Origin of the sequence: Streptomyces sp. 549 (assembly GCF_030124175.1) — a bacterium.
Classification (GTDB): domain Bacteria; phylum Actinomycetota; class Actinomycetes; order Streptomycetales; family Streptomycetaceae; genus Streptomyces.
Genome location: NZ_JASKMT010000010.1, coordinates 160,233 through 179,926 on the forward strand (window position 1 = coordinate 160,233; position 19,694 = coordinate 179,926).

The 19,694-nt window shown below is 71.8% G+C and carries 18 protein-coding genes and 1 pseudogene; 9 read left to right on the forward strand and 10 right to left on the reverse strand.

The window, feature by feature from the left end; translation table 11 throughout:
* Positions 1-32: 32 nt before the first annotated feature.
* Entirely contained in the window at positions 33-1,421 is a 1,389-nt protein-coding gene (locus tag QNO07_RS14455; RefSeq protein ID WP_283992387.1) for a GntP family permease, read from the forward strand.
* Between the two features lie 91 nt (positions 1,422-1,512).
* On the opposite strand, the gene QNO07_RS14460 is transcribed toward QNO07_RS14455, so the two are convergent.
* Complete coding sequence (locus QNO07_RS14460; RefSeq protein WP_283992388.1) at positions 1,513-2,820, reverse strand: VanZ family protein; 1,308 nt, start codon at positions 2,818-2,820, stop codon at positions 1,513-1,515.
* 228 nt (positions 2,821-3,048) lie between these two features.
* Positions 3,049-3,792, reverse strand: a complete 744-nt coding sequence (locus tag QNO07_RS14465; RefSeq protein ID WP_283992389.1) for a glycoside hydrolase family 113 protein — start codon at positions 3,790-3,792, stop codon at positions 3,049-3,051.
* A 211-nt stretch (positions 3,793-4,003) separates the two neighbouring features.
* Between QNO07_RS14465 and QNO07_RS14470 the strand changes: the two genes are divergently transcribed.
* Entirely contained in the window at positions 4,004-4,603 is a 600-nt protein-coding gene (locus QNO07_RS14470) for a hypothetical protein (protein ID WP_283992390.1), read from the forward strand.
* Between the two features lie 56 nt (positions 4,604-4,659).
* On the opposite strand, the gene QNO07_RS14475 is transcribed toward QNO07_RS14470, so the two are convergent.
* Positions 4,660-5,379 carry an HNH endonuclease family protein gene (locus QNO07_RS14475; protein WP_283992391.1) on the reverse strand — a complete coding sequence of 240 codons (720 nt, stop codon included), beginning with the start codon at positions 5,377-5,379 and terminating at the stop codon, positions 4,660-4,662.
* Positions 5,380-5,729: 350 nt separating this feature from the next.
* Here QNO07_RS14475 and QNO07_RS14480 point away from each other — a divergent pair, with 350 nt between their 5' ends.
* Positions 5,730-7,442, forward strand: coding sequence for an ABC transporter ATP-binding protein (locus QNO07_RS14480; RefSeq protein WP_502961847.1), 1,713 nt, complete (start codon positions 5,730-5,732; stop codon positions 7,440-7,442).
* 48 nt (positions 7,443-7,490) lie between these two features.
* Here the strand turns inward: QNO07_RS14480 and bla are convergent, their stop codons facing one another.
* Positions 7,491-8,429 (reverse strand): class A beta-lactamase, encoded by a 939-nt coding sequence (bla, locus tag QNO07_RS14485; protein ID WP_283992392.1) that lies wholly within the window; start codon positions 8,427-8,429, stop codon positions 7,491-7,493.
* A 171-nt stretch (positions 8,430-8,600) separates the two neighbouring features.
* Here bla and QNO07_RS14490 point away from each other — a divergent pair, with 171 nt between their 5' ends.
* From QNO07_RS14490 to QNO07_RS14500, 3 genes are all read left to right on the forward strand, one after another.
* Entirely contained in the window at positions 8,601-9,524 is a 924-nt protein-coding gene (locus QNO07_RS14490) for a LysR family transcriptional regulator (protein ID WP_502961843.1), read from the forward strand.
* The gene (locus QNO07_RS14495) at positions 9,521-10,423 is read left to right on the forward strand and encodes a serine hydrolase (RefSeq protein WP_283992394.1); all 903 of its coding nucleotides are present in this window, start codon (positions 9,521-9,523) and stop codon (positions 10,421-10,423) included. The genes QNO07_RS14490 and QNO07_RS14495 overlap by 4 nt, the downstream gene beginning before the upstream one ends.
* A gap of 75 nt (positions 10,424-10,498) precedes the next feature.
* The gene (locus QNO07_RS14500) at positions 10,499-11,197 is read left to right on the forward strand and encodes a maleylpyruvate isomerase N-terminal domain-containing protein (RefSeq protein ID WP_283992395.1); all 699 of its coding nucleotides are present in this window, start codon (positions 10,499-10,501) and stop codon (positions 11,195-11,197) included.
* Between the two features lie 111 nt (positions 11,198-11,308).
* Here the strand turns inward: QNO07_RS14500 and QNO07_RS14505 are convergent, their stop codons facing one another.
* The 4 genes from QNO07_RS14505 to QNO07_RS14520 all read right to left on the reverse strand — a co-directional run bounded on the left by QNO07_RS14505 (position 11,309) and on the right by QNO07_RS14520 (position 14,659).
* Positions 11,309-12,100: an ABC transporter permease gene (locus QNO07_RS14505; RefSeq protein ID WP_283992396.1), complete on the reverse strand. Its 792-nt coding sequence runs from the start codon at positions 12,098-12,100 to the stop codon at positions 11,309-11,311.
* Positions 12,097-13,074, reverse strand: a complete 978-nt coding sequence (locus QNO07_RS14510) for an ATP-binding cassette domain-containing protein (RefSeq protein ID WP_502961844.1) — start codon at positions 13,072-13,074, stop codon at positions 12,097-12,099. Before QNO07_RS14510 ends, QNO07_RS14505 begins: the two co-directional genes overlap by 4 nt.
* Positions 13,075-13,201: 127 nt before the next feature.
* Positions 13,202-14,047, reverse strand: coding sequence for a DUF4097 family beta strand repeat-containing protein (locus QNO07_RS14515; RefSeq protein ID WP_283992398.1), 846 nt, complete (start codon positions 14,045-14,047; stop codon positions 13,202-13,204).
* A 93-nt stretch (positions 14,048-14,140) separates the two neighbouring features.
* Entirely contained in the window at positions 14,141-14,659 is a 519-nt protein-coding gene (locus tag QNO07_RS14520) for a toxin-antitoxin system HicB family antitoxin (protein WP_283992399.1), read from the reverse strand.
* 519 nt (positions 14,660-15,178) lie between these two features.
* On the opposite strand from QNO07_RS14520, the gene QNO07_RS14525 reads away from it, so the two are divergent.
* On the forward strand, positions 15,179-15,841 hold the full coding sequence (locus QNO07_RS14525) for a lysophospholipid acyltransferase family protein (RefSeq protein WP_283992419.1): 663 nt from the start codon (positions 15,179-15,181) through the stop codon (positions 15,839-15,841).
* Between the two features lie 215 nt (positions 15,842-16,056).
* Entirely contained in the window at positions 16,057-16,431 is a 375-nt protein-coding gene (locus QNO07_RS14530; RefSeq protein ID WP_502961845.1) for a cupin domain-containing protein, read from the forward strand.
* Between the two features lie 203 nt (positions 16,432-16,634).
* Here the strand turns inward: QNO07_RS14530 and QNO07_RS14535 are convergent, their stop codons facing one another.
* The gene (locus QNO07_RS14535) at positions 16,635-18,146 is read right to left on the reverse strand and encodes a dienelactone hydrolase family protein (RefSeq protein WP_283992400.1); all 1,512 of its coding nucleotides are present in this window, start codon (positions 18,144-18,146) and stop codon (positions 16,635-16,637) included.
* A 191-nt stretch (positions 18,147-18,337) separates the two neighbouring features.
* On the opposite strand from QNO07_RS14535, the gene QNO07_RS14540 reads away from it, so the two are divergent.
* Entirely contained in the window at positions 18,338-19,255 is a 918-nt protein-coding gene (locus QNO07_RS14540) for a helix-turn-helix domain-containing protein (RefSeq protein WP_283992401.1), read from the forward strand.
* 181 nt (positions 19,256-19,436) lie between these two features.
* Here QNO07_RS14540 and QNO07_RS27695 read toward each other — a convergent pair.
* Positions 19,437-19,651 (reverse strand): annotated as a pseudogene (locus tag QNO07_RS27695) (transposase); the annotation flags it as partial.
* Between the last annotated feature and the right edge of the window lie 43 nt (positions 19,652-19,694).

The window sequence follows — 19,694 nt, forward strand, 5'->3', positions numbered from 1 at the left end:
CACCCATGTCCCCGAAAGCAACGGAGCTTCCCATGGACACCACCGACGCGTGGACGCAGACGCTCGGTGCCGGCCCCCTGCTCGGCATCGCCGCCGCCGCCATCGCCCTGCTGCTGTTCCTCATCATCAAACTGCGGGTGCACGCCCTGCTCGCGCTGGTGACGATCAGTCTGCTCACCGCCTTCGCCACCGGCATCCCCGCCGGCCAGGTGGTCGACACCCTCACCCAGGGATTCGGCAGCACGCTCGGCGGCGTGGCCCTGCTCGTGGGACTGGGCGCCATACTCGGACGGCTCGTGGAGGTCAGCGGCGGCGCCCAGGCGCTCGCCGACGCCCTCATCCGGCGCTTCGGGGAGCAACGCGCTCCGCTGGCCCTCGGCGTGGCCTCGCTGCTCTTCGGCTTCCCCATCTTCTTCGACGCCGGCCTCGTCGTCATGCTGCCGATCGTCTTCACCGTGGCCCGGCGACTGGGCGGCGGGATCCTGCGCTACGGGCTCCCGGTGGCCGGCGCCTTCTCCGTGATGCACATCTTCGTGCCGCCGCACCCCGGCCCGGTCGCGGCCTCCGAACTGCTCGGCGCCGAGGTCGGCCTCGTCGTCCTGCTCGGCCTCCTCATCGCCATCCCCACCTGGTACGTCACCAGCTACCTCTTCGGACTGTGGGTCGGCAAGCGCATCGTGCTGCCCGTGCCCGACATCCTGACCGGCGGACCGCAGGCCGAGCACGACGAGAACCCGCCGCGCCCCGGCACCGTCATCGCGCTGCTGCTGCTCCCGCTCGCCATGATCTTCGCCAACACCGGGCTCGACACCGCCCGGGTGATCGGCTGGGTCGACGGCGACGCCGGCTGGTACCAGGTGGCGCGGGCGCTGGGCTCCACGCCGATCGCCCTGCTGGTGGCCGTGTTCGTGGCCAGCTACGTGCTCGGCACCCGGCGCGGGCGGGGCCGTGACGTCGTGGAGAAGCTGACCGACTCCGCACTCGGCCCGGTCGCCGCCATCATCCTCATCACCGGCGCCGGCGGCATGTTCGGCGGCGTGCTGCGCGCCGGCGGCATCGGTGACGCGCTCTCCGACACGCTGTCCGACCTCGGCCTGCCGGTCGTCGTCGCGGCCTACCTGATCGCCACCGCGCTGCGCATCGCGCAGGGCTCCGCGACCGTCGCGCTGACCACCGCCGCCGGACTGCTGCAACCGGTGGTGATGTCCGGCGGCTTCAACTCGGTGGAGGTGGCGGCGATCGTGCTGTCCCTCGCGGCCGGCTCGGTGACCGCCAGCCACGTCAACGACTCCGGGTTCTGGCTGGTGGGCCGCTTCCTGGGCATGGACGTCAAGACGACCCTGATGACGTGGACGGTCATGCAGACGACCATCGGCCTGATGGGCTTCACTCTCGCCACCGGCATCTACGCCCTCGCCTGACCACCCGCCCCGCACCACCGGCGGCCCCGACCCGCGTTGCGCACGGGCCGGGGCCGCCGGTTCTCTGCGCCGACGCGGGGCCCGGGGCGCGTCAGCGCCGCCTGTCCACCTGCGGAGCGGCACCGAACGGCCCGGGCGACGACGGCGGCCCGGGAACCGCGTCCCCGCCGTCGCCGTCCTCCTCCCACCCGTCGCCGGCCCCGCTGTCCGGCAGCCGGTCGGTGGAACTGCCGGTGGAACGGTCGGAGCCGCCGCCGGACCGGTCGGCGGCGCGCTCGTGACGGTGCGGCACGGCCCGGTTGGCGGTGCCCGACCAACGCTCGTACGGGGCGCGGTGATCGCGGCTCAGCACGATCGCCGGCACCGCCCACCCCCACAGCAGCGTGCCCGCGACCACCGCTGCCAGCGGCAACTGCTCCGCGGGCCCGGGCAGCGACACCGCGCCGCGATGCGCCGCGACGGCGAGCCAGCCCAGGGCGAGCGGCGAGTACAGCACCCACGCCCGTACGCTCACCCGCAGCGGCCCGGCACGCCCACCGTCCGGCCGGGTCACGCGCAGCAGCACCGCCCGCTTGCCCGGCGTCCAACCGGTGGCGGCCGGGAGCAACCAGAACCACACCAGCCCCAGCCCGGCACCGATCGGCAGCGCCAGCCCGCGCCCGGTGGACCAGCCGGCCGTCACGGCCAGCAGGCCCGTGGCCGTCGTCCACACCACCAGCCAGCCCGCCAGGTCGGTGGCGAAGGCGAACGCCCGTCGGGTCAGCGTGATCCGGCTTCCGTAGCGCAGGCGCTCACCGGCCGGGTCGTTGCGCGGCAGCACCCGGGCCAGCGGGCCGGCCAGCAGCCAGCCCACCACCGCGCCCCCGGTGTTCAGGAGCAGGTCGTCGACGTTGAACTGCCGGTAGGGGCAGTCGTAGACGAACCAGAGCCCGGTGTACTGCGTGGTCTCGAAGAACAGCGACGTGCCGAACGCCAGCAGTGTCGCCGACAGCAGTTTCCTGCGCAGGTAGTACCGCAGGTACACGCCCAGCGGCAGCAGCAGCACGGCGTTGAGCAGCGTCGTCCAGGTGGGCGTCAGCGTCAGCAGGTTCGCGGGTGACCAGTCGCCCCCGGCGGCGGACGACACCGTCGTGCCGAAGGCCAGCGGCTGCAGCTGCGGGCTCGCCGCGTAACGCGCGGTGGAGCAGTGCGCGTCGGTGTCGGCAGGCAGTGGCATCACCGTCTGCAGCACGGCGGCCAGCAAATAGAAGACGAAGCTGTAGAAGACCAGCGCCGACCAGCCGCCCGCCCGCCCGCGTCTGCGGTAGCCGCGCACGGCGGCCGGGCCGAGGAACAGCGCGGCGATCAGGGGGAACAGCGACACCGCGGCCTCTACGGGCAGCAGGTAGGTACGGAACACAGCAGACGCCTTCTGCGGCGGGACGCCACCTCGGTACGGATCGTGCAGGCCCGCCGCCCCCCCCGCACTCCACGTCACCACGTGCACGCGGGGCGCCGCGCCCTGCTCGCGGTCCACCACGGTAGACGATCACGGCGCTGGGTCGTCGGGACAACCGCACGCTGAGACAGTGCCGTCACTCGCGGGTCCGACGGGAACCAGGTTCAGGTGCGGCGGCGTAGCGGCGGGTCAGGGCATGGAACGCCTCCTTCGGCCCCCGGCAGCCGTCGTCGGGGGCAGGCCCGACTCCAGCGACGGCGGACGGACCATGCCGAAGCTCGCCTTGTCCTGGTCACGTTCCGGATCGTCGGAGTAGCGGCGGTCTCCTTCCAGGAACATGCACACGAAGGCCCTGTGGACTTCCTCGGTCTCGTACACGTCCAGCAGTTCCTCGATGGCATCGGCCTGCACGCTCTCGTCGCGCAGGTACCCCGGCTTCACCCTGCGGTCGGACGAATCGTTCCAGTCCGGAATGTCCGCGCCACCTCCGCCCGCTTCCCGGGTGCCCTCGTAGGCGCAGCACCCGGACTCCGTGACCAGTACCGGCTTGTCCCAGCGGCGTAGCGACCGCAACCCGCCGCGGTAGTCGCCCCGGGTACCGGCGTCGAGGTAGTAGTCGACACCCACCATGTCGAACCGGGACCAGTCGACGGACTCCCAGGTGCCCGACCCGTAGGTGAGGGGACCGTCGAAGCCCGCGTCCCGGGCGCTTCGCCCCAACCGTCGCAGCAGCCGGTTGAGACGGATGTCGAACACGGGCCTCAGAAAGTAGAGCGGGCCCAGCAGCGCAGTGCGGTGCCCGAACGTGCGCCCCGGCATGATGCCCTGGTCGAAGAGGGTCAGTTCACAACCCACGTTGAGGCCGACCCGGCCGGGGGCGTTCGGCCCGCAGTCGCTCGCAGAACGCGGCGGTGCGCGCGCCAGCCGTGCCACGATCTCGTCCTGCTCCCGTCGACCAGGCGTGGTTGCACCCACACGAACAGTCCGCGCGCCAGCCCCATCCCGGCTGCCTGCTCGAGCCGGTCCAAGTCGTGCCCGAACACGGTGACGGGGCGTGCAGTGGAGATCCTCGTCGATGACCCGTAGTTCCTCGGCCACGGCATCGGGCCGCCAGCGCTCCCGCGAGTTCTGTCCTGGGTGCCCGATGGCGAGGGATGTCGGTGGTGACAGCCCAGGGGGTGCTGTTCGCCCTGGCCTGGGGGTCGCCCAGGCGGACGCCGGGGAGTTCGCCTCCGGATTCGCGTTCTGGTTCCTCCTGGGGTACCTGCGCATGCGCTCCCTGGAGTTGTGGAACGCACTGGGGGTGCGCTCCGGGCTGGTCGTCGTCGGGACGCCGGCCACCGGCGCGGACCTGCCTGCGGGTTGGGAGGTGGCTCTGTCGATCGTCCCGGTGCTGGCCGCCGTCACAGCCGTCCACACCATTGGTTCGGCAGAGAAGGCCGAGCGCGTTCTTGGACCGCTGCCGCGCCACCCGCTGGAGCAGAAGGGCGTGATCTACGACGTCGACTCGTCCTACCTGGCCGGACATGTGCTGGACGTAGCCCCGGAACACTGTCTCCTCGGAGAGTACGGCTGGACGGGATCGAACGCCGCGTCCGCACCGCCGCCGACTGAGCGACGTCCACCGGTCGGGACGGTTCGCCCGACGACCGCTCGCGCGCGGGCCGAGGAAAGGCGACGGGCTGGGCAGCCTGACCGGCGGCTGCCCAGCCCGCTGACCAGACGTCAGGAGAAGGCGGGATAGGCCTGCTGGCGTGCACTCTCGCCCTGGGGATGCGCTATGACCGTGGAGTCCGCCGGTCAGGGAGCGGGCTCGATGGCGACCGCGGTGTCGGTGCAGGAATCGGCGAGTGTGCCAAGGGCGGCCTTCTCGGCTGTGTCCACACTGAGCTTCCAGCGCAGCTTCGTGCCGACCCACTCCGCCGCGTACGTGCAGTGCGTGTCCTTGGCCGGCGGCAGCCACTCGGCGGGGTCCTTGTCACCCTTCGACCGGTTGCTGCGGGCGGTCACGGCGACAAGGCTGGCGTCCGCGTCCAAGTCGTTGGCGAACCGCTCACGGCGGTCGTCGTCCCAGGAGTGCGCGCCGGAGTCCCACGCCTCCGCGAGCGGCACCATGTGGTCGATGTCCAGCTTCGCGGCGTCGGTGACGGTCTCCCCGTCGTAGTACGACAGCCACTCACCGCCGCTGATCGCGCACCGGTCACCCTGCTCGGGCGGGGACACGGCCTCAGCGATCAGCACCTCGCGCCGGGTGTCGCAGCCGTCGCCGTCGGCGTCAGTCCAGTGCTTGAACAACCGCCGGTCGTAGCCGTCCCGCTTCTCCTCGGCCACCTCCAACTGCTCCAGCGCCTCACCCAGCGGAGTCCCCTCACCGTCCCCGCCCGCCGAAGGGCTGTCACTCGACGACGGTTTCGGGTCCTCCAGGTCGGATATGTCCAGTCCGCAGCCCGCGAGGGCAAGTACGGAGGCAGCGGCGAACGCGGCGGCGCGGGTGGCAGTGGAGCGGCGGGGAGAGAACACGGATCCTCCGGAGTGAGCGGTCTTCGCGGGCCATGCTCCCAGACGCCGACGGGTGCTGACGAAGAATCGACCCGCGCGTTTCCGGCGGACCGTGGCACTTCGGCCGCTCCGAGTACCCGGCACGAGCCTCCCGCCCGCGCGGGCGGTCAACCGGCGGGGACACGACGGCGTCCTGAGGGAGAGTGGGAACTCCACCAGGCAGGACGAGGAAGGCGGCCCCATCCGTGGCGACCCAGCCAGACACCACGACGTTCCCCCCGCCGCCCCCCGGCGGCGACGCCGCGCCCCACGGCAGCGCCGGAGCCGCACAGCCGGACGCCGGACCGGACGGCGCCACCCCCGCGTGGCGGGTGCTGCTCGGATACGCCCGGCCCTACCGGTGGGTGCTGCTGCTCGGCGCGCTGCTGTCCCTGCTCACCGGAGCCGCCGGCCTGGCGCTGCCACTGGTGGCCAGGCAGCTGATCGACAACCTCTCCGCCGACCGCGCGATCACCGGCGCGCTGATAGCCATGTCGGCCCTGGTGGTCACCAACGCGGCGCTGGGCGCCCTCGGTTCGTACGTGCTCCAGCGCACCGCGGAGTCCGTCGTGCTCTCCGTGCGCCGGGCCCTCGCCTCGTACCTGCTGCGGCTGCGCATCACGGCCCTGGACCGCAGCGAGCCCGGGGACCTGATGGCCCGCGTCACCTCGGACACCACCCTGCTGCGTGCCGTCACCACCGACTCCCTCGTCGGGTTCGGCACCGGCGGACTGACGCTGCTGGCCACCCTGGTGATGATGGGTGTCGTCGATCTGCCACTGCTCGGCGTCACGGTGGCCGTCGTGGTGCTCGCCGCCACCGTCGTCGGCGTGATCGTCCCCCGCATCCACCGGGCCAGCAAACGCGCGCAGGAGTCCGTCGGACTGATGGGCGCCTCGCTGGAACGTGTCCTCGGCGCCCTGCGCACGGTCAAGGCGTCCGGCGCCGAGCACCGCGAGGAGGAGGCCGTGCACGCCGCCGCCCGCGAGTCGTGGCGGATGAGCGTGCGCGCCGCGCTGTGGTCGTCCCTCGCCGGAAACGCAGCCGGCCTGTCCATGCAGGTCGCGTTCATCACCGTGCTGGGCTTCGGCGGCGCGCGGGTGGCCACCGGCGCGATCGACGTCGGCACGCTCGTGGCGTTCCTGCTCTACGTCTTCTACCTCATGTCCCCGATACAGCAGCTTGTCGCAGCCATCACCCAGTACCAGGTCGGCTCGGCCGCCGTCGCACGCATCCAGGAGGCGGAACGGCTCCCCGCCGAACCGGCGTTCCCGCCCGCGCCGCTCCCCGAACCGGGCGCCGAACCCGCCTCCGTGGCGTTCCGCGACGTGAGCTTCAGCTACGCGGACGACCTCGACCCCGTCCACCGCGGCGTCGACTTCGCCGTGCCGCCACGCGGCATGACGGCCTTCGTCGGGCCCTCGGGCGCAGGCAAGACCACGGTGTTCTCACTTATCGAGCGGTTCTACGACGCGACCGGCGGCCATGTCCTGGTCGACGGCCGGAACGTGCAGGACTGGGAGATCCCCCGGCTGCGCGCCGCCATCGGCTACGTCGAGCAGGACGCCCCGGTGCTGTCGGGTTCACTGCGGGACAACCTGCTGCTCGGCAACCCCGACGCGGGTGAGGACCGCCTCCGGGAGGTTCTGGCGACGACGCGGCTGACGGGCCTGGTGGCCTCCCTGCCGCAGGGACTGGACACCCTCGTCGGCCACCGCGGCACCAAGCTCTCCGGTGGCGAACGGCAGCGTGTCGCCATCGCCCGTGCGCTGCTGCGCCGCCCGCGACTGCTCCTGCTGGACGAGGCGACCTCGCAGCTCGACGCGGTGAACGAGGCGGCGCTGCGGGACACCGTCGCCGAGGCGGCCCGGCACACCACGGTGCTGGTCGTCGCCCACCGGCTGTCGACCGTGACGATGGCCGACCGGATCGTCGTCATGGACGCGGGCACCGTCAAGGCGGTGGGTACCCACGCCGAACTGGTCGCCGCCGACCCGCTCTACGCCGAACTCGCCGCCACCCAGTTCCTCTCCTCCGTCGGCTGACCCGAGCCGGTGCGGTGCCGCCCGCGGGCGGCACCGCACCGGGAGTCGCTACGACAGGTGCCGGGCCACCACCGACGCCGCCTCGGCGATCAGCGCGTTGTCGTAGTCGGCGTCCTTGTCACGGCGATGGGACATGACGGACATCACCATGGGCGCCCCGTCGCGCGGCCACACCACCGCGATGTCGTTGCGCGAACCGTAGTTGCTTCCCGCGCCCGTCTTGTCGCCGACCACCCAGTCGCCGGGCACACCCGCCCGGATCAACTCGTCACCGGTGGTGTTCGTCCGCAGCCAGGTCCTCAGCTGCCGGCGCTCCTCCTTGCCGAGCACGTCACCGAGCACGTACTTCTCCAGGCTCTCGGCGAGCGCGCGCGGGGAACTGGTGTCACGGGGGTTGCGGGGATCCCAGATGTTCAACTCGGTCTCGCGGCGCTCCATGCGGGTGACGTCGTCGCCGAGCGCCCTGAGGTCGGTCTGCAGGCCCTCGGGCCCGCCGAGCGCGTCGAACAGCAGGTTGCCGGCGGTGTTGTCGCTGTAGCGGACCGCCGCGTCGCACAGCTCCGACAGCGTCATCCCGGTCTCGACGTGCTTCTCGGTGACGGGGGAGTGTTCGACAAGGTCCGCGCGGCTGTAGTGCACGACCTTGTCCATGCCCGCCGACGTGTACTTCTTCAGCACCGCTCCGGCCGCCAGGGCCTTGAAGGTGGAGGCGTAGGGAAACCGCCGGCCGTCGTTGTGCGCGATCTCCCTCCCCGTGCCGGTGTTGAGGGCGTACACCCCCAGCCGTGCGTCGAACTTCTTCTCCAGCTTCTTGAACTCCCGGGTGTACGACGCGTTGCTGGAGGTGGCGACCAGCGATGTCGCCGGGGACGACGAGGGAGGAGCCGCGGACGCCGGGGCGGTGCCCTGCCCGCAGGCCACCAGAGGGACGAGGAGGAGTCCGGCAAGAGAGCCGAGGGCGACGCGCCTCGCGCGGGTGTGCTGCATGGTCGAAACCTCCGGGAAGGCCGCCGCGGACTGGGCGCCGCGGTGGGCGTGAACGCTGACCGGATCACTCTCCCCATCCCGACTCATGCCGTCCAATACTCCCAAGCCCGACTCCATGCGGAAACGGCATAGGGTGCGGGTGTGGACCTGGTCGGAGCGTGTCGGGCGTTCGTGAGCGTGAGCGAACGCGGCAGTTTCACCGTGGGCGCCGCCGCGGCGGGCATGTCCCAGCCGGTGGCCAGCCGCCGCGTCGCCGCGCTGGAGGAGCGCTTCGGCGAGCCGCTGTTCGAGCGGACGTCCCGCCGTGCGGTCCTCACCCCCTTCGGCCGCGACATGCTGACCGCCGCCCGCCGGTTGGTGACCGCCGCCGACGTGCTCCAGCACGAGGCGGAGACGGCCAGGCAGAAGCCGTGGCGCCTGGCGATGCCGGGCATCTGCGCCACCGCGGACCTCGCCCGCCTGGTGGCCGACGCCCGGCGGCACGGCGTCAACCTGGATCTGAGCGTCGTCACCGCCCCGGCTGAACGGGTGCACCTGCTCCACTCGCAGCAGGTCCGTGCCGCGCTGCTCGCGGTACCGCCCGACGAGGCGACCTGGTCGCTCCCACTCGGCCTGGCCGGCACCCGCGTCCCGGACGGGAGGCGGTTCTTCGTCGAGACGCTGCGTCCGCGCCGAGGCGGCACCGGCCGCCCCCGCCGCATCTGGCTGCAGCCTGAGGACGACGTGCCGCACATCCGCGATCCGCTGACCCGGCTCCGCGACGCGGTGGGGCTGCGCCCCGCACAGCTCACCGTCGCCGCCGACCTCACGACGGCCGTCGCGGAGGTGCTGTGCTCCTCCGACGTGCTGCTGTGCTCGGCGGGCCAGGCCGAGGAACTGGGGCTGCACTGGCGGCCGCTGGGCGAAACCACCCTCACCCGCGGATTCGCCCTGGTGGCCGCCGCGAACGGCAACGCCGGCCTGCTGCGCTCCCGCCTGGGCCCGGCACTCGCCCGCTGCCTCGGCCACCCCGACCGCACCAGCCCTGGCCGCACCCGCCGTCGCCCGGCAGACCGGGCCGGCACCGCATCCGAAGACGAACGAGGGACACGGTGAACACCGAAGCGCTGCTCCGCGACGCCCGCGACCGCCTGCGCGAGGGCGGACTGCGCGGGTGCTTCCTCGTGCGGGACCTCCACACCGGCGAGGAGGTGGGCATCGAACCGCACACCCCGATGCCGACCGCCTCCCTGGTGAAGGTCCCGCTGGCCCTCGCCACCGTCATGCGCATCCACCGGGGAGACCTCGACGGCGCCACCATGCTGGAGGTGGCCCCGGGGCAGGTCACCTCACCGGGGCCGACCGGACTGAGCAGGTTCCGCCACCCCGTCCGGATCGCCGTCGACGACCTGCTCTACCTCAGCACCTGCCTCAGCGACCAGACAGCCGCCGACGCCCTGTTCGAGCTCACCCCGCCCACCGAGGTGGCGGGCGTCCTGCGCGACCTGGGCATCGAGGGCATCGCGGTGCGGCACACCGTGCAGGAACTGTCCGAGACACCCGTCGAGCTGTTCGACACCGAACAGGCCCACCTGGCGTACGCCCTGGCCATCGACGCGGGCACCAGCGGCCGAGGGCACCGCGTGCCCCAGCTCGACACCACCCGCGCCAACGCCGGCAGCGCCCACGCCCACGTCGACCTGCTCCAGGCCCTGTGGCGGCCGTCGTCCGTCCCCCTCGCTGTGGCCGAGCGGGTGCGCACCCTCATGGCCCACAACCTCCTGCGCCAGCGGCTCGCCCCCGACTTCACCTCCGACGCCTCCGCCTGGTCCTCCAAGACCGGGACCCTGCTCAACCTCCGCCACGAGATCGGTGTCGTCGAACACGCCGACGGTCAGGCCTTCGCGGTGGCCGCGCTCACCGAGTCACTCGTCCCGGCGGGCCACCAGCCGGGCGCCGAGGCCCTGATGGCCGAAGTCGCCAGGACGCTGCGCGACCACCTCCGCCAACGCTGAGCCGCGCCCTGCAGCACCGGCCCGCAAGCCGGCCTCCGCCGCATGCGGGGCCGGCCACCGGGCACACGGGCAGGCATGAGCCGCGAGGTCGAGATCAGCAGTCCCGTCGGCGTACCTCCCATCGGCGTGCTGAGCGCCGCGTACCGGGCGTTCGAAGACGTGGTGGCCCACGTGGACGAGGGCCGCTCAGGGCTCCCGAGCGCCTGCGCGGGATGGTCGGTGCGCGACCTGGTGTACCACTGCCTGGGCGACGCGCGGCGCGGTCTGGTGGCGCTGCACACGCCGACCAGGCGCGAACCCGATCGCGACGCCGTCACCTACTGGCGGGACTGGCGACCGGACCCCGCCGCCGCTTCCGACAGCACAGCACTGCCCCGGGCGGCCACGACCCTGCTCCCTTCCTACTCAGACCTCCGCGACGAGTGCCTGGAGACCTTCGCCGCGCTGCGTCACGCCGCGGAGCGGGTCGCCCCGGAGATCCCCGTGGCCACCCAGGGGCACTCGCTCACCGCGGGGGACCTGCTGCGCACCCTCGCCGTTGAGGCGACCATCCACCACCTGGATCTGCAGGCCTCCCTGCCGGGCACTCCGGGCCCCTGCCGCGAAGGGCTGGCGGAGGTGCGCCGCACCCTGGACGGCCTCCTCGGCCGCCCGGCGCCCTCCGCCTGGGACGACGCCCACTACGCCCGTGCCGCCACCGGTCGTGCCGCCCTGTCGGCAGCAGACCGCGCGGCCCTGGGGGAGGACGCCCCGCGCTTTCCGCTGTTCGTCTGAGCCGGCCCCGACCCGCGCGGCCGGCGGGCTCCCCGCCGTGGACGAGGAGCGCACACCGCGCCGCCCTCCGGCTGGTCGTTCTACCGAAGGGCGGTACGGTGTGCGTTCCGGCTACTTCGGATCGCGCTGGAAGACAGCCTTCGACCAGAGGTAGCCGAGTACGGTGAGGCCCAGGCACCAGGCGACAGCGAGCCACCCGTTGTGGCCGATCTCGCTGCCGAGCAGCAGGCCGCGCAGGGTCTCGATGGCCGGGGTGAACGGCTGGTACTCGGCGATCGGCTGGAACCAGCCCGGCATCGCGTCGACGGGGACGAAGGCGCTCGAGATGAGCGGCAGGACGATCAGCGGCAGGGCGTTGTTGCTGGCCGCCTCCGAGTTGGGGCTGACCAGGCCCATCCCGACGGCGATCCAGGTCAGAGCCATGGCGACCAGCGCGATCAGCCCGAACGCCGCCAGCCACTCCAGTGCCGTCGCGTCGGTGGACCGGAAGCCGATGGCCACGGCCACGACACCCACAAGGACGACGCTCATGATCGACTGCAGCACACTGCCGACGACGTGCCCGATCAGCACGGACCCGCGGTGAATAGCCATCGTGCGGAAGCGGGCGATGATGCCCTCGGTCATGTCGTTGGAGACGGACACCGCGGTCCCGACCACGGTGCCGCCGATGGTCATCAGCACGATGCCCGGCACGAGGTAGGCGATGTACGCGGAGCGTCCCGCTCCGCCGCCGTTGATGCCCGCGCTCAGCACGTCGCCGAAGACGTAGACGAACAGCAGCAGCAGGACGATCGGCGTGAGGAGGAGGTTCAGGGTGAGCGAGGGGTAGCGCCGTGCGTGCAGGAGGTTGCGGCGCAACATCGTGGACGAGTCGCGCACGGCGAGGGAGAGGGAACTCATCGGACAGCCTCCTCGGAGGGCTCGTTGGTGCCACCGGTCAGGGAGAGGAAGACGTCGTCGAGGTCCGGGGTGTGCACGGTCAGCTCGTCCGCCTCGATGCCGGTCGAGTCCAGCCAGTCGAGGAGGGAGCGCAGCTCGCGCTGCGTGCCGTCGCTGGGGATCCGCAGCGCCAGGGAGCCGTCGTCCAGCGCCGCCCCCCGCAGCGCGTCCGCGGCGGCGCGGTAGCCGGCCGGATCGGTGAACCGCAGCCGCACGTGCCCGCCCGGGACGAGCCGCTTCAGCTCCTCCGCGCTTCCCTCCGCGGCGATCGTGCCGCCGTGGAGTACTGCGATGCGATCGGCCAGTTGGTCGGCCTCCTCCAGGTACTGGGTGGTGAGAAGGACGGTGACGCCTTCGGAGACGAGTGCGCGGATGACCTGCCACATACTGTGCCTTGCACGGGGGTCGAGGCCGGTCGTCGGTTCGTCGAGGAAGATGATGCGCGGATCGCCGACGAGTGTCATGGCGAGGTCCAGTCGGCGCTTCATGCCGCCGGAGTAGGTGGAGGCGGGTTTCTCCGCGACGTCTGCGAGGTCGAAGCGCGCCAGTAGCTCGGCTGTGGTCCGGCGACCCTCACGGCGGGGGAGGTGGTGCAGGTCGGCCATGAGGAGCATGTTCTCCTCGCCGGTGATCAGCCCGTCGACCGCGGAGAACTGCCCGGTGACGCCGATCGCCGCACGCACCGCCTGCGGGTCGGTGGCCAGGTCGTGCCCGCCGACCTGCACGTCACCGGCGTCGGCACTGATCAGCGTGGAGAGGATCTTCACCGCGGTGGTTTTGCCGGCGCCGTTGGGCCCGAGCAGCGCGAACACGGTCCCGGCCGGAACGCGCAGGTCGACGCCGTCGAGAACGGCCTGATCGCCGTAGGACTTGCGCAGACCGACCGCGGACACGGCAGCAGGAGGCCGCGCATCCTTCCGGTATGAGGTGGGCATGACAGAAGAACGCATGGGGTCCCCCTTGGGAAGGCTGAGATGGAGGGGCGCAGGCCAGTCGCCCGGCCCCGCAGTTCGGATTCGGCGCTCAGTCCCGACGTTCAGGCCCGAAGCGCATGCCTGACCTTCAGGGCCGCGCGCGGCGCACGTCGATGTTGCCGAAGCGGGTCCGGGCGCGCACCTCGACGGTGTCCTCGCTCTTCTCGGGCGTCTCGGAGGTGGTGAGCGTGTTGCGCACCTGCCCATGGCCGGAACGGACGTCGAGCCAGGCGGCGGTGCCCTCGCGGATGCCGACCTCGATGGCACCGTAGGAGGTTGTCAACTGCACGGTGCCGCGGGCGACGTCGGCGACGCGCAGGGTGCCGTGCGCGGTGGTGGCGACCACGGAGCCCTCGGCGCGCGCTACGTCGATGTCACCGTTGGAGCCGCTCACCCGCAGGTCGCCGGTCGCGGCACCCACGGTCGTGGTGCCGTGCGAGTTCTTCAGCACGGCGGAACCGCCGACGGTGCCGACGCGCAGGCTGCCGGAACTGGTGGTGATCTCGGCTGTTCCGTCAACGCGGTCGACGGTGATCGAACCGTGGGACGCGGTCAGGTTCAGCGGGCCGGTCGTGTCGAGGCGGACGTCACCGGAGGAGGTCTTCACCCGAACCTCGCCGAGTCGGCCCTCGCCGAGTACCTGCGCCCAGGCGCCCGTCACGTCGAGTTGCGATCCCGAGGGGAGTTCCACCGTCACGTCGACGGTGCCGGTGCGCCCGACGAGGTAGCGCTGCTTGGGCGTCCTGACCGTCAGGGCCTTGTTTGTGTACGTCACCTCGGTCTGGTCGGCCGCTCGTACGTCCTGGTCCCGCTTCGGGTCGCGCGGCCGCACCTCGACGACGGTTTCGGGGCGGTCGCCCGCCGTGAACAGGATGGAACCGGCCTCCACGTGAGCCGTGGCCGAGATCGGTTCGGGGGTTTCGAAAGTAGGCATGACTGTCCCGTCCTCCTGGGTCTTCAGGGCGTCCCGCTGGTGGGACGTGGTGTGGGTGAAGTGGTGCGGGTGTGGTGGAGCGGCGGGGCGCGGCTAACGCACCCAGCCCGTGAAGCTCTGCCCCAGGGACTGCGCTTTCTCCGTCGCGCGCGGCCGGCTGCCGGCGTCGACCGCGGCGGACACGGCGCGCACCAGCCAGGCGTTGACCGACAGCCCTTCGCGGCTCGCGGCCTCCTCGGCGCGGGCCTTGAGGTGGGCCGGCAGGCGCAGGTTGACACGGGCGGTGCCGCCCTCGTCGCCGTCAGCCGGGACGTGGGCCTTGAGGGTCTCGACAGGTGCGGCGGGCTGAGCCTGCCCACCGCCGTCGGGGGGCGGCGGCGTCACCACGAAGTCGGGGTCGAGCCCCCGCAGTCGTACGTCGACCGAGCCCGGAGCGAGGTCGCGGGTGATCTCGTCCATCGCGGCGGAGAGCACGTTGAGCATGGTCAACCGGGTCGCCGACTCCAGTGGAGCGGTGAGTCTGTCGGCCAGTTCGCGGGCTTCCTTGCCGCCGGCCTCGGCGGCCACCGCAAGCTCGCGGCGAAGGGTGTCGACATACGGGGTGAGGTCCATGACGCCATGATGGCATCAGATTGGCACCACGTGCAAGCCCTTGTGGTGCCGTGGGGGAGCGGGCTCAGGTATGACTGTCTTCACCTGCACGAACAATGTGATGCAGTCGAGCCGCCTGTGGTGTCCTGGACGCGTGAGCGCTCCTACTGGGGTCAGATCTGGCACCCGTGGCGCCAACATGGCCCCCTGGGTGCTGCCACCGGCGGAACCCGATTCCTGGCGCGGTCGTGGGCTGGCACGCAGCATTCTCCTGCCTGGTGAGGAATGCTCGTCAAAGCCGTGGCGGCTCGTCGGGAACTGCAGTACCGGGACGACTTCCACGACCAGTGTCTGCAGGGCGGCGGCGACACGGCGGTGGTACCGCGGGGGCATGGGGCGCTCGACGACAGCGGCAGCACATTCAGGCGCAAGCCGTTCCCCTGGGCAGGTCCGCGGAGAAGATAGGTACGACAACTCAGGTCCGGCCGGTGTCGGTCCTCGACGATGAAGGTCGACATCGCCGAGACCGGGAGCACGCCCATGCTCAGCCGCATCGCCGACATCCTGGTGCCCACAGTCGGGCGCCTGGCGGTGACCACTGATCCCTGTGCCGATCTGGCGCCGGGCAGCATCATCGCTGCCAACCACACTTCCCTCGCCGACCCCGCCGTCGTGCTCGCCGCGCTGCACCGCCTCGGTGTCGAGCCGGTCATCATGGCGGCTGCCGGCCTGTGGCGTGTCCCGCTGCTGGGCGGCCTCCTCGCACGCGAAGGGCACATCCCCGTGTTCCGTGGGGACCGGCGCGATTCGGGGGCGCTGGACCTTGCGGCAGCAGCCCTGGAGCAGGGGCGTCTGGTCCTCATCTACGCAGAAGGGCGTCTGCCCCGCCGGAAGGACGCCGGAGAGGCGGCACCCGGCACCTTCCACAGTGGTCTGGCCCGGTTGGCCGAGCGAACCGGAGCCCCTGTTGTGCCCGTGGGGCAGGCCGGCGCCCGCCGGGTCACCTCGGGCAGCGCCGTAAAGCAGGTCGCCGGCCTGCTCACATCGCCCCTGCGCCGCCCGGACCTGCACGTGCACGTGGGCACGCCGCTGCAACTGACCGGCGACCGCGTCGTACGAACGACCCGGGCCCACGCCGCGGTGACCGCCGCATGGCAGACGGCTGCCTCCTGCCTGGGCGAACCCGCAGGGCTCGCCGCATAGGCGCTGCCGCACCCACCCCGTCCGCTCACCCTCCGGGGCGGCACCTTCCGTGAAGGCACCCACATCCTGAGCCTTCCGCCTTGAGAGATCAGCGGGGTACGAGCCCCCGGACCGCTGATGCCGGCGGGCCATGAAAGGTGGGCAGGCCCGCGAGCCGAGGCGTATTCTTTGAGGTGGACTCGGGACTGCAGCATTCCGCCGGGAGGCGGATGATCATGACAATCGTCAAGAGGAACTTCGACTCGGCTGACGAGGTCCGTCCCTTCGACGACCACAAGGGACACCTGGACCTGATCGAAACCGACCACGGGCCAGTGGGCCGTGCGGTGTTCGAGCCGGGGTGGCAATGGTCGAAGCACGTCAAGCCGATGGCCGGCACGGACAGCTGCCAGGCGGCCCACACCGGCTACTGCGTCACCGGAAGGCTGAAGATCGTCATGGACAACGGCGAAGAGGCCGAGTTCGGTCCTGGCGACTTCATGGAGGTCGACCCTGGGCATGACGCCTGGGTGGTCGGCGACGAGGCGTGTGTCGCCCTCGACTGGACCGGCATGGCCGACTACGCCAAGCAGGCGGCCGCCATGGCCTGACGCCCGTACATCGGACCCCGCCCCGCTGCCCGCGTGCTCACGGAGCACAGGTAGCAGCCCGAGGAGGTGCCACGCACAGCATCCGGGCAGGCGGGAAGGGCATGTCGCGGTGCCGGGCAACCCAGGGACTGCGTCGCCCGACCGGGAGCAGTGCCGGGCCAGGCGCCCCGTACTGCTTCACCGGCGGACGGTCCGGTTCAGCATCACCGCTCGCGCAGATGCTCCAGCACGGATCGCACCGCATGCTCCAGGGCGGTGCGGGACTGCTCGGTGTGGTTGACCGTCTCGAACCCGTGCTGCCCGTCCGGTACCTCGATCACCTCCACATCGGCCCCGCACTCCGCGGCCGCGGTCAGGAACCTGTCGACCGTCACGGCGATCTCAGGGCGCTCCAGCCCGACCCGGGTCAGCACGATCGGTAGCCGGCCTGCGTCGCGTACCGAGGCCGCGGGGTGGAACCGGGAGCCGGAGAGCCCCCAGCTCGGCAGCGGTTCGAGCACGGGGTACGTCGCTGCCACGCACCGCAGCCAGGGCGGCGGTGCGGCGAGCCAGTCCGCCGACAGCAGCCCTCCGCCGGAGAAGAACCACAGGGCGACGCGCTGCCCGTCGACGCGCGGATCAGCGCGGACGAGCGCGACCGCTTCGGAGACGTCCTCGGCAGCACGCGCATGGTCGTCGAGGGTGTGGAGGCGGTGGTCCACCGTGGCACCGACCGCACCCAGGCTCGCCACGTACCGGCCGTAACCGGTGAAGACGGGCCAGTCCCGGGGTGTCGGCCGCACATCGGCGGGCACAGGACCGCCGTGGACGAACACCACCGCAGGGCGCGGGGACTCGGCATCAGGCAGGTGGAGGTCGACGTTTCCCAACCGGTCGCGCTTCCCTTCCGCGAGGTCCACGAGGAAGGGGCGGAGATGGGCGGGTTGCTCGCCGGCCGCCGCAGCCAGTCGGTGTCCTTCTCCTGCGGCAGCCCGGAGAAGGACGTCGGCCAATTCAGTGGGCACGGAGAGCATCGGCCAGTGTCCGGTGCCGAGTTCGAAGAAGCTCACCCCGGGGTCCGTCAGTGCCTGAAGGCGTGGTTCCCCGAACCCCACCAGTGCCTCTACCGCGGCGATGCTCGATCCGTTGGCGGTGCACAGCACGCCGGTGACCGGCAGCCCGGCGGCCGCGCCGGAGAGCCGGAGCGGCTGGGTGAGCGTGCCCAACGGGTGCGGTGCGGCAAGGCGGTCCAGACGAGCCAGCGCGTCTGCGGTCACGCCGACGGTGCTGCCCCAGCGCTGCCACTGCTCCCTGGTCGGCGGAGGAACGCGCCGGTGCTGACCGGCCTGCTCACCTCGGTGCCGCAACTGGTCGCGGATCCTCTTGTCGGGCACCAGCGCGAGGGCCGGGTCGCCGTCACGGGGCAGGCCCGCGTCCAGGTGAACGATTCGGGCGATGCGATCCGGGCGCCGACCGGCGGCCCCGAGCACCGGGTGGATGCCGTAGCCGTGGCCGACGACCACCACTTCCGGAGCGTCAATGTGGTCGAGAACCTGCAAAAGGTCCTGGATGTGCGTTTCCAAGTCCGTTTCGGGGCCGCCCAGATGGCGGCGCTCGCCCAGGCCGGTGAGCGTCACCGGGTGGGCCTCGGCCCCTGACTCCCGCAGCCGGGGCAGCACTTCCCGCCAGATCCACCCGCCTGTGAACGTGTCCGCCACCAGCACGAATGTTGTCATGCACGCCTCCTCGCACGCCCTGGTCCGCGGGCCGGCCGTACCGGCGGCCCGCACTCGCCGCTACGTTAGGAACTCCCCCTGCGGGAGGTTCAAGGACTCCGGGGCGGCCCACAGCCCCAGGGACGCCCGAGGCCCTGCGACAGAGACGACGGTCCCCGAGGGGCGCCTCGACACACTGGGAGGTGCGCGCCTTGTCGCCCGACGGCACGTGGAGCATCGGCGAACTCGCGAGGCATGCGGGAGTCACCGTCAAGACGGTCCGCTTCTATTCGGACCGCGGTCTGCTGCCGGAAACCGCCCGTAGCGCGGGCGGGCACCGACGGTACGGTGCGGACGCGCTCGACCGGCTCCGTCTGATCCGCTCCCTGCGTTCCCTCGACCTGCCGGTCCCGGACGTCGGCAGAGTCCTCGACCGGGATGACGCGTTGGAGGGCGTCGTCGCCGAGCAACTGCAGGAGGTGGGCTCCAAGCTGGCGGCGTTGCGCTGGCGGGAGGCCGCCCTCCAGTTGCTGCACGACTGCGCTCCGGGGCAGCGCGCGGAGCGTCTGCGCCTCATCGGCGCCGTGGCCACCCCGCCCAACACCGACACGCTGGTGCGCTTCTGGCGGCGATGGCTGCCCGTACGCCTGCCGACCCGGATCGTCTCCGCCGTCATCGACCAGGCCGTCCCACAGCCCCCCGCGGACCCGACCCCCGCCCAGGTTCTGGCCTTCGCCCGGTTGCACGTCCTCACCTCCACCACCCACCCCGGCGCCGACCACTGCCAGCCGGCCGCGCACCGCCTTGACGGCGGCCACCGCCCGGCCCTGCTCTACGCCGGCCTCAGCGAGGCACACGCGCTGTCATCGCCGTTGCTGCGAGCAGGTCGCCCACCGAGCGAGGGTGAAGCCCTCGACTGCTTCGTCTCGGCCCACGCCGGATCGTGCGGTGCGCGAGACACTCCCGTCTTCCGCCACCGACTCAGCCGCCTGCTCGCCGCGGACCCCCGGATCGACCGCTACTGGCGGCTCGTCGCGGAACTCTCCGGCCCGTCGCAACCGACACCCGGCGCCGTGCACGACTGGCTCTGCGCCGCCCTGGCCGCTCAGACCGGCAAATCTGGAGGCTGAGAGACCCCGCGCCGTTGGAAGATCTGCGGTGCTATTGGGAGTTGGGGCAGCGGCGGATGGTCGTGTCCCTGGATGTGGTGTAGTTGATCATTCGGCGGTGTCGGGCAGGCAGGTGGTGTTGTTCGGAACGGCGCTTGACCTCCCGGCTCGGTCGCCCGAGCGAGTTGGTCGACTGGATCTACTTCGAGCGCTGGTGGGGGAAGTTGCGCGAACGCGGTCAGGTCCTCCTTCGCGTCGAGAAGCATCTCTTCGACTGGGGGAACTGCTCGCCGAGCATGTCCGCGACGGTGTCGAGATGGGCCGGCCCGGACCGCTTCGGCGGTGGTTGGGCGAAGAGCATGCGGATCGTCGCGGCGACCATCTCCGCAGCTCCCTTTCCGGGATCACCGAGAACACTCGGTACGACAACAGCTACTCACCTTGACTCTGTCGGGGATCT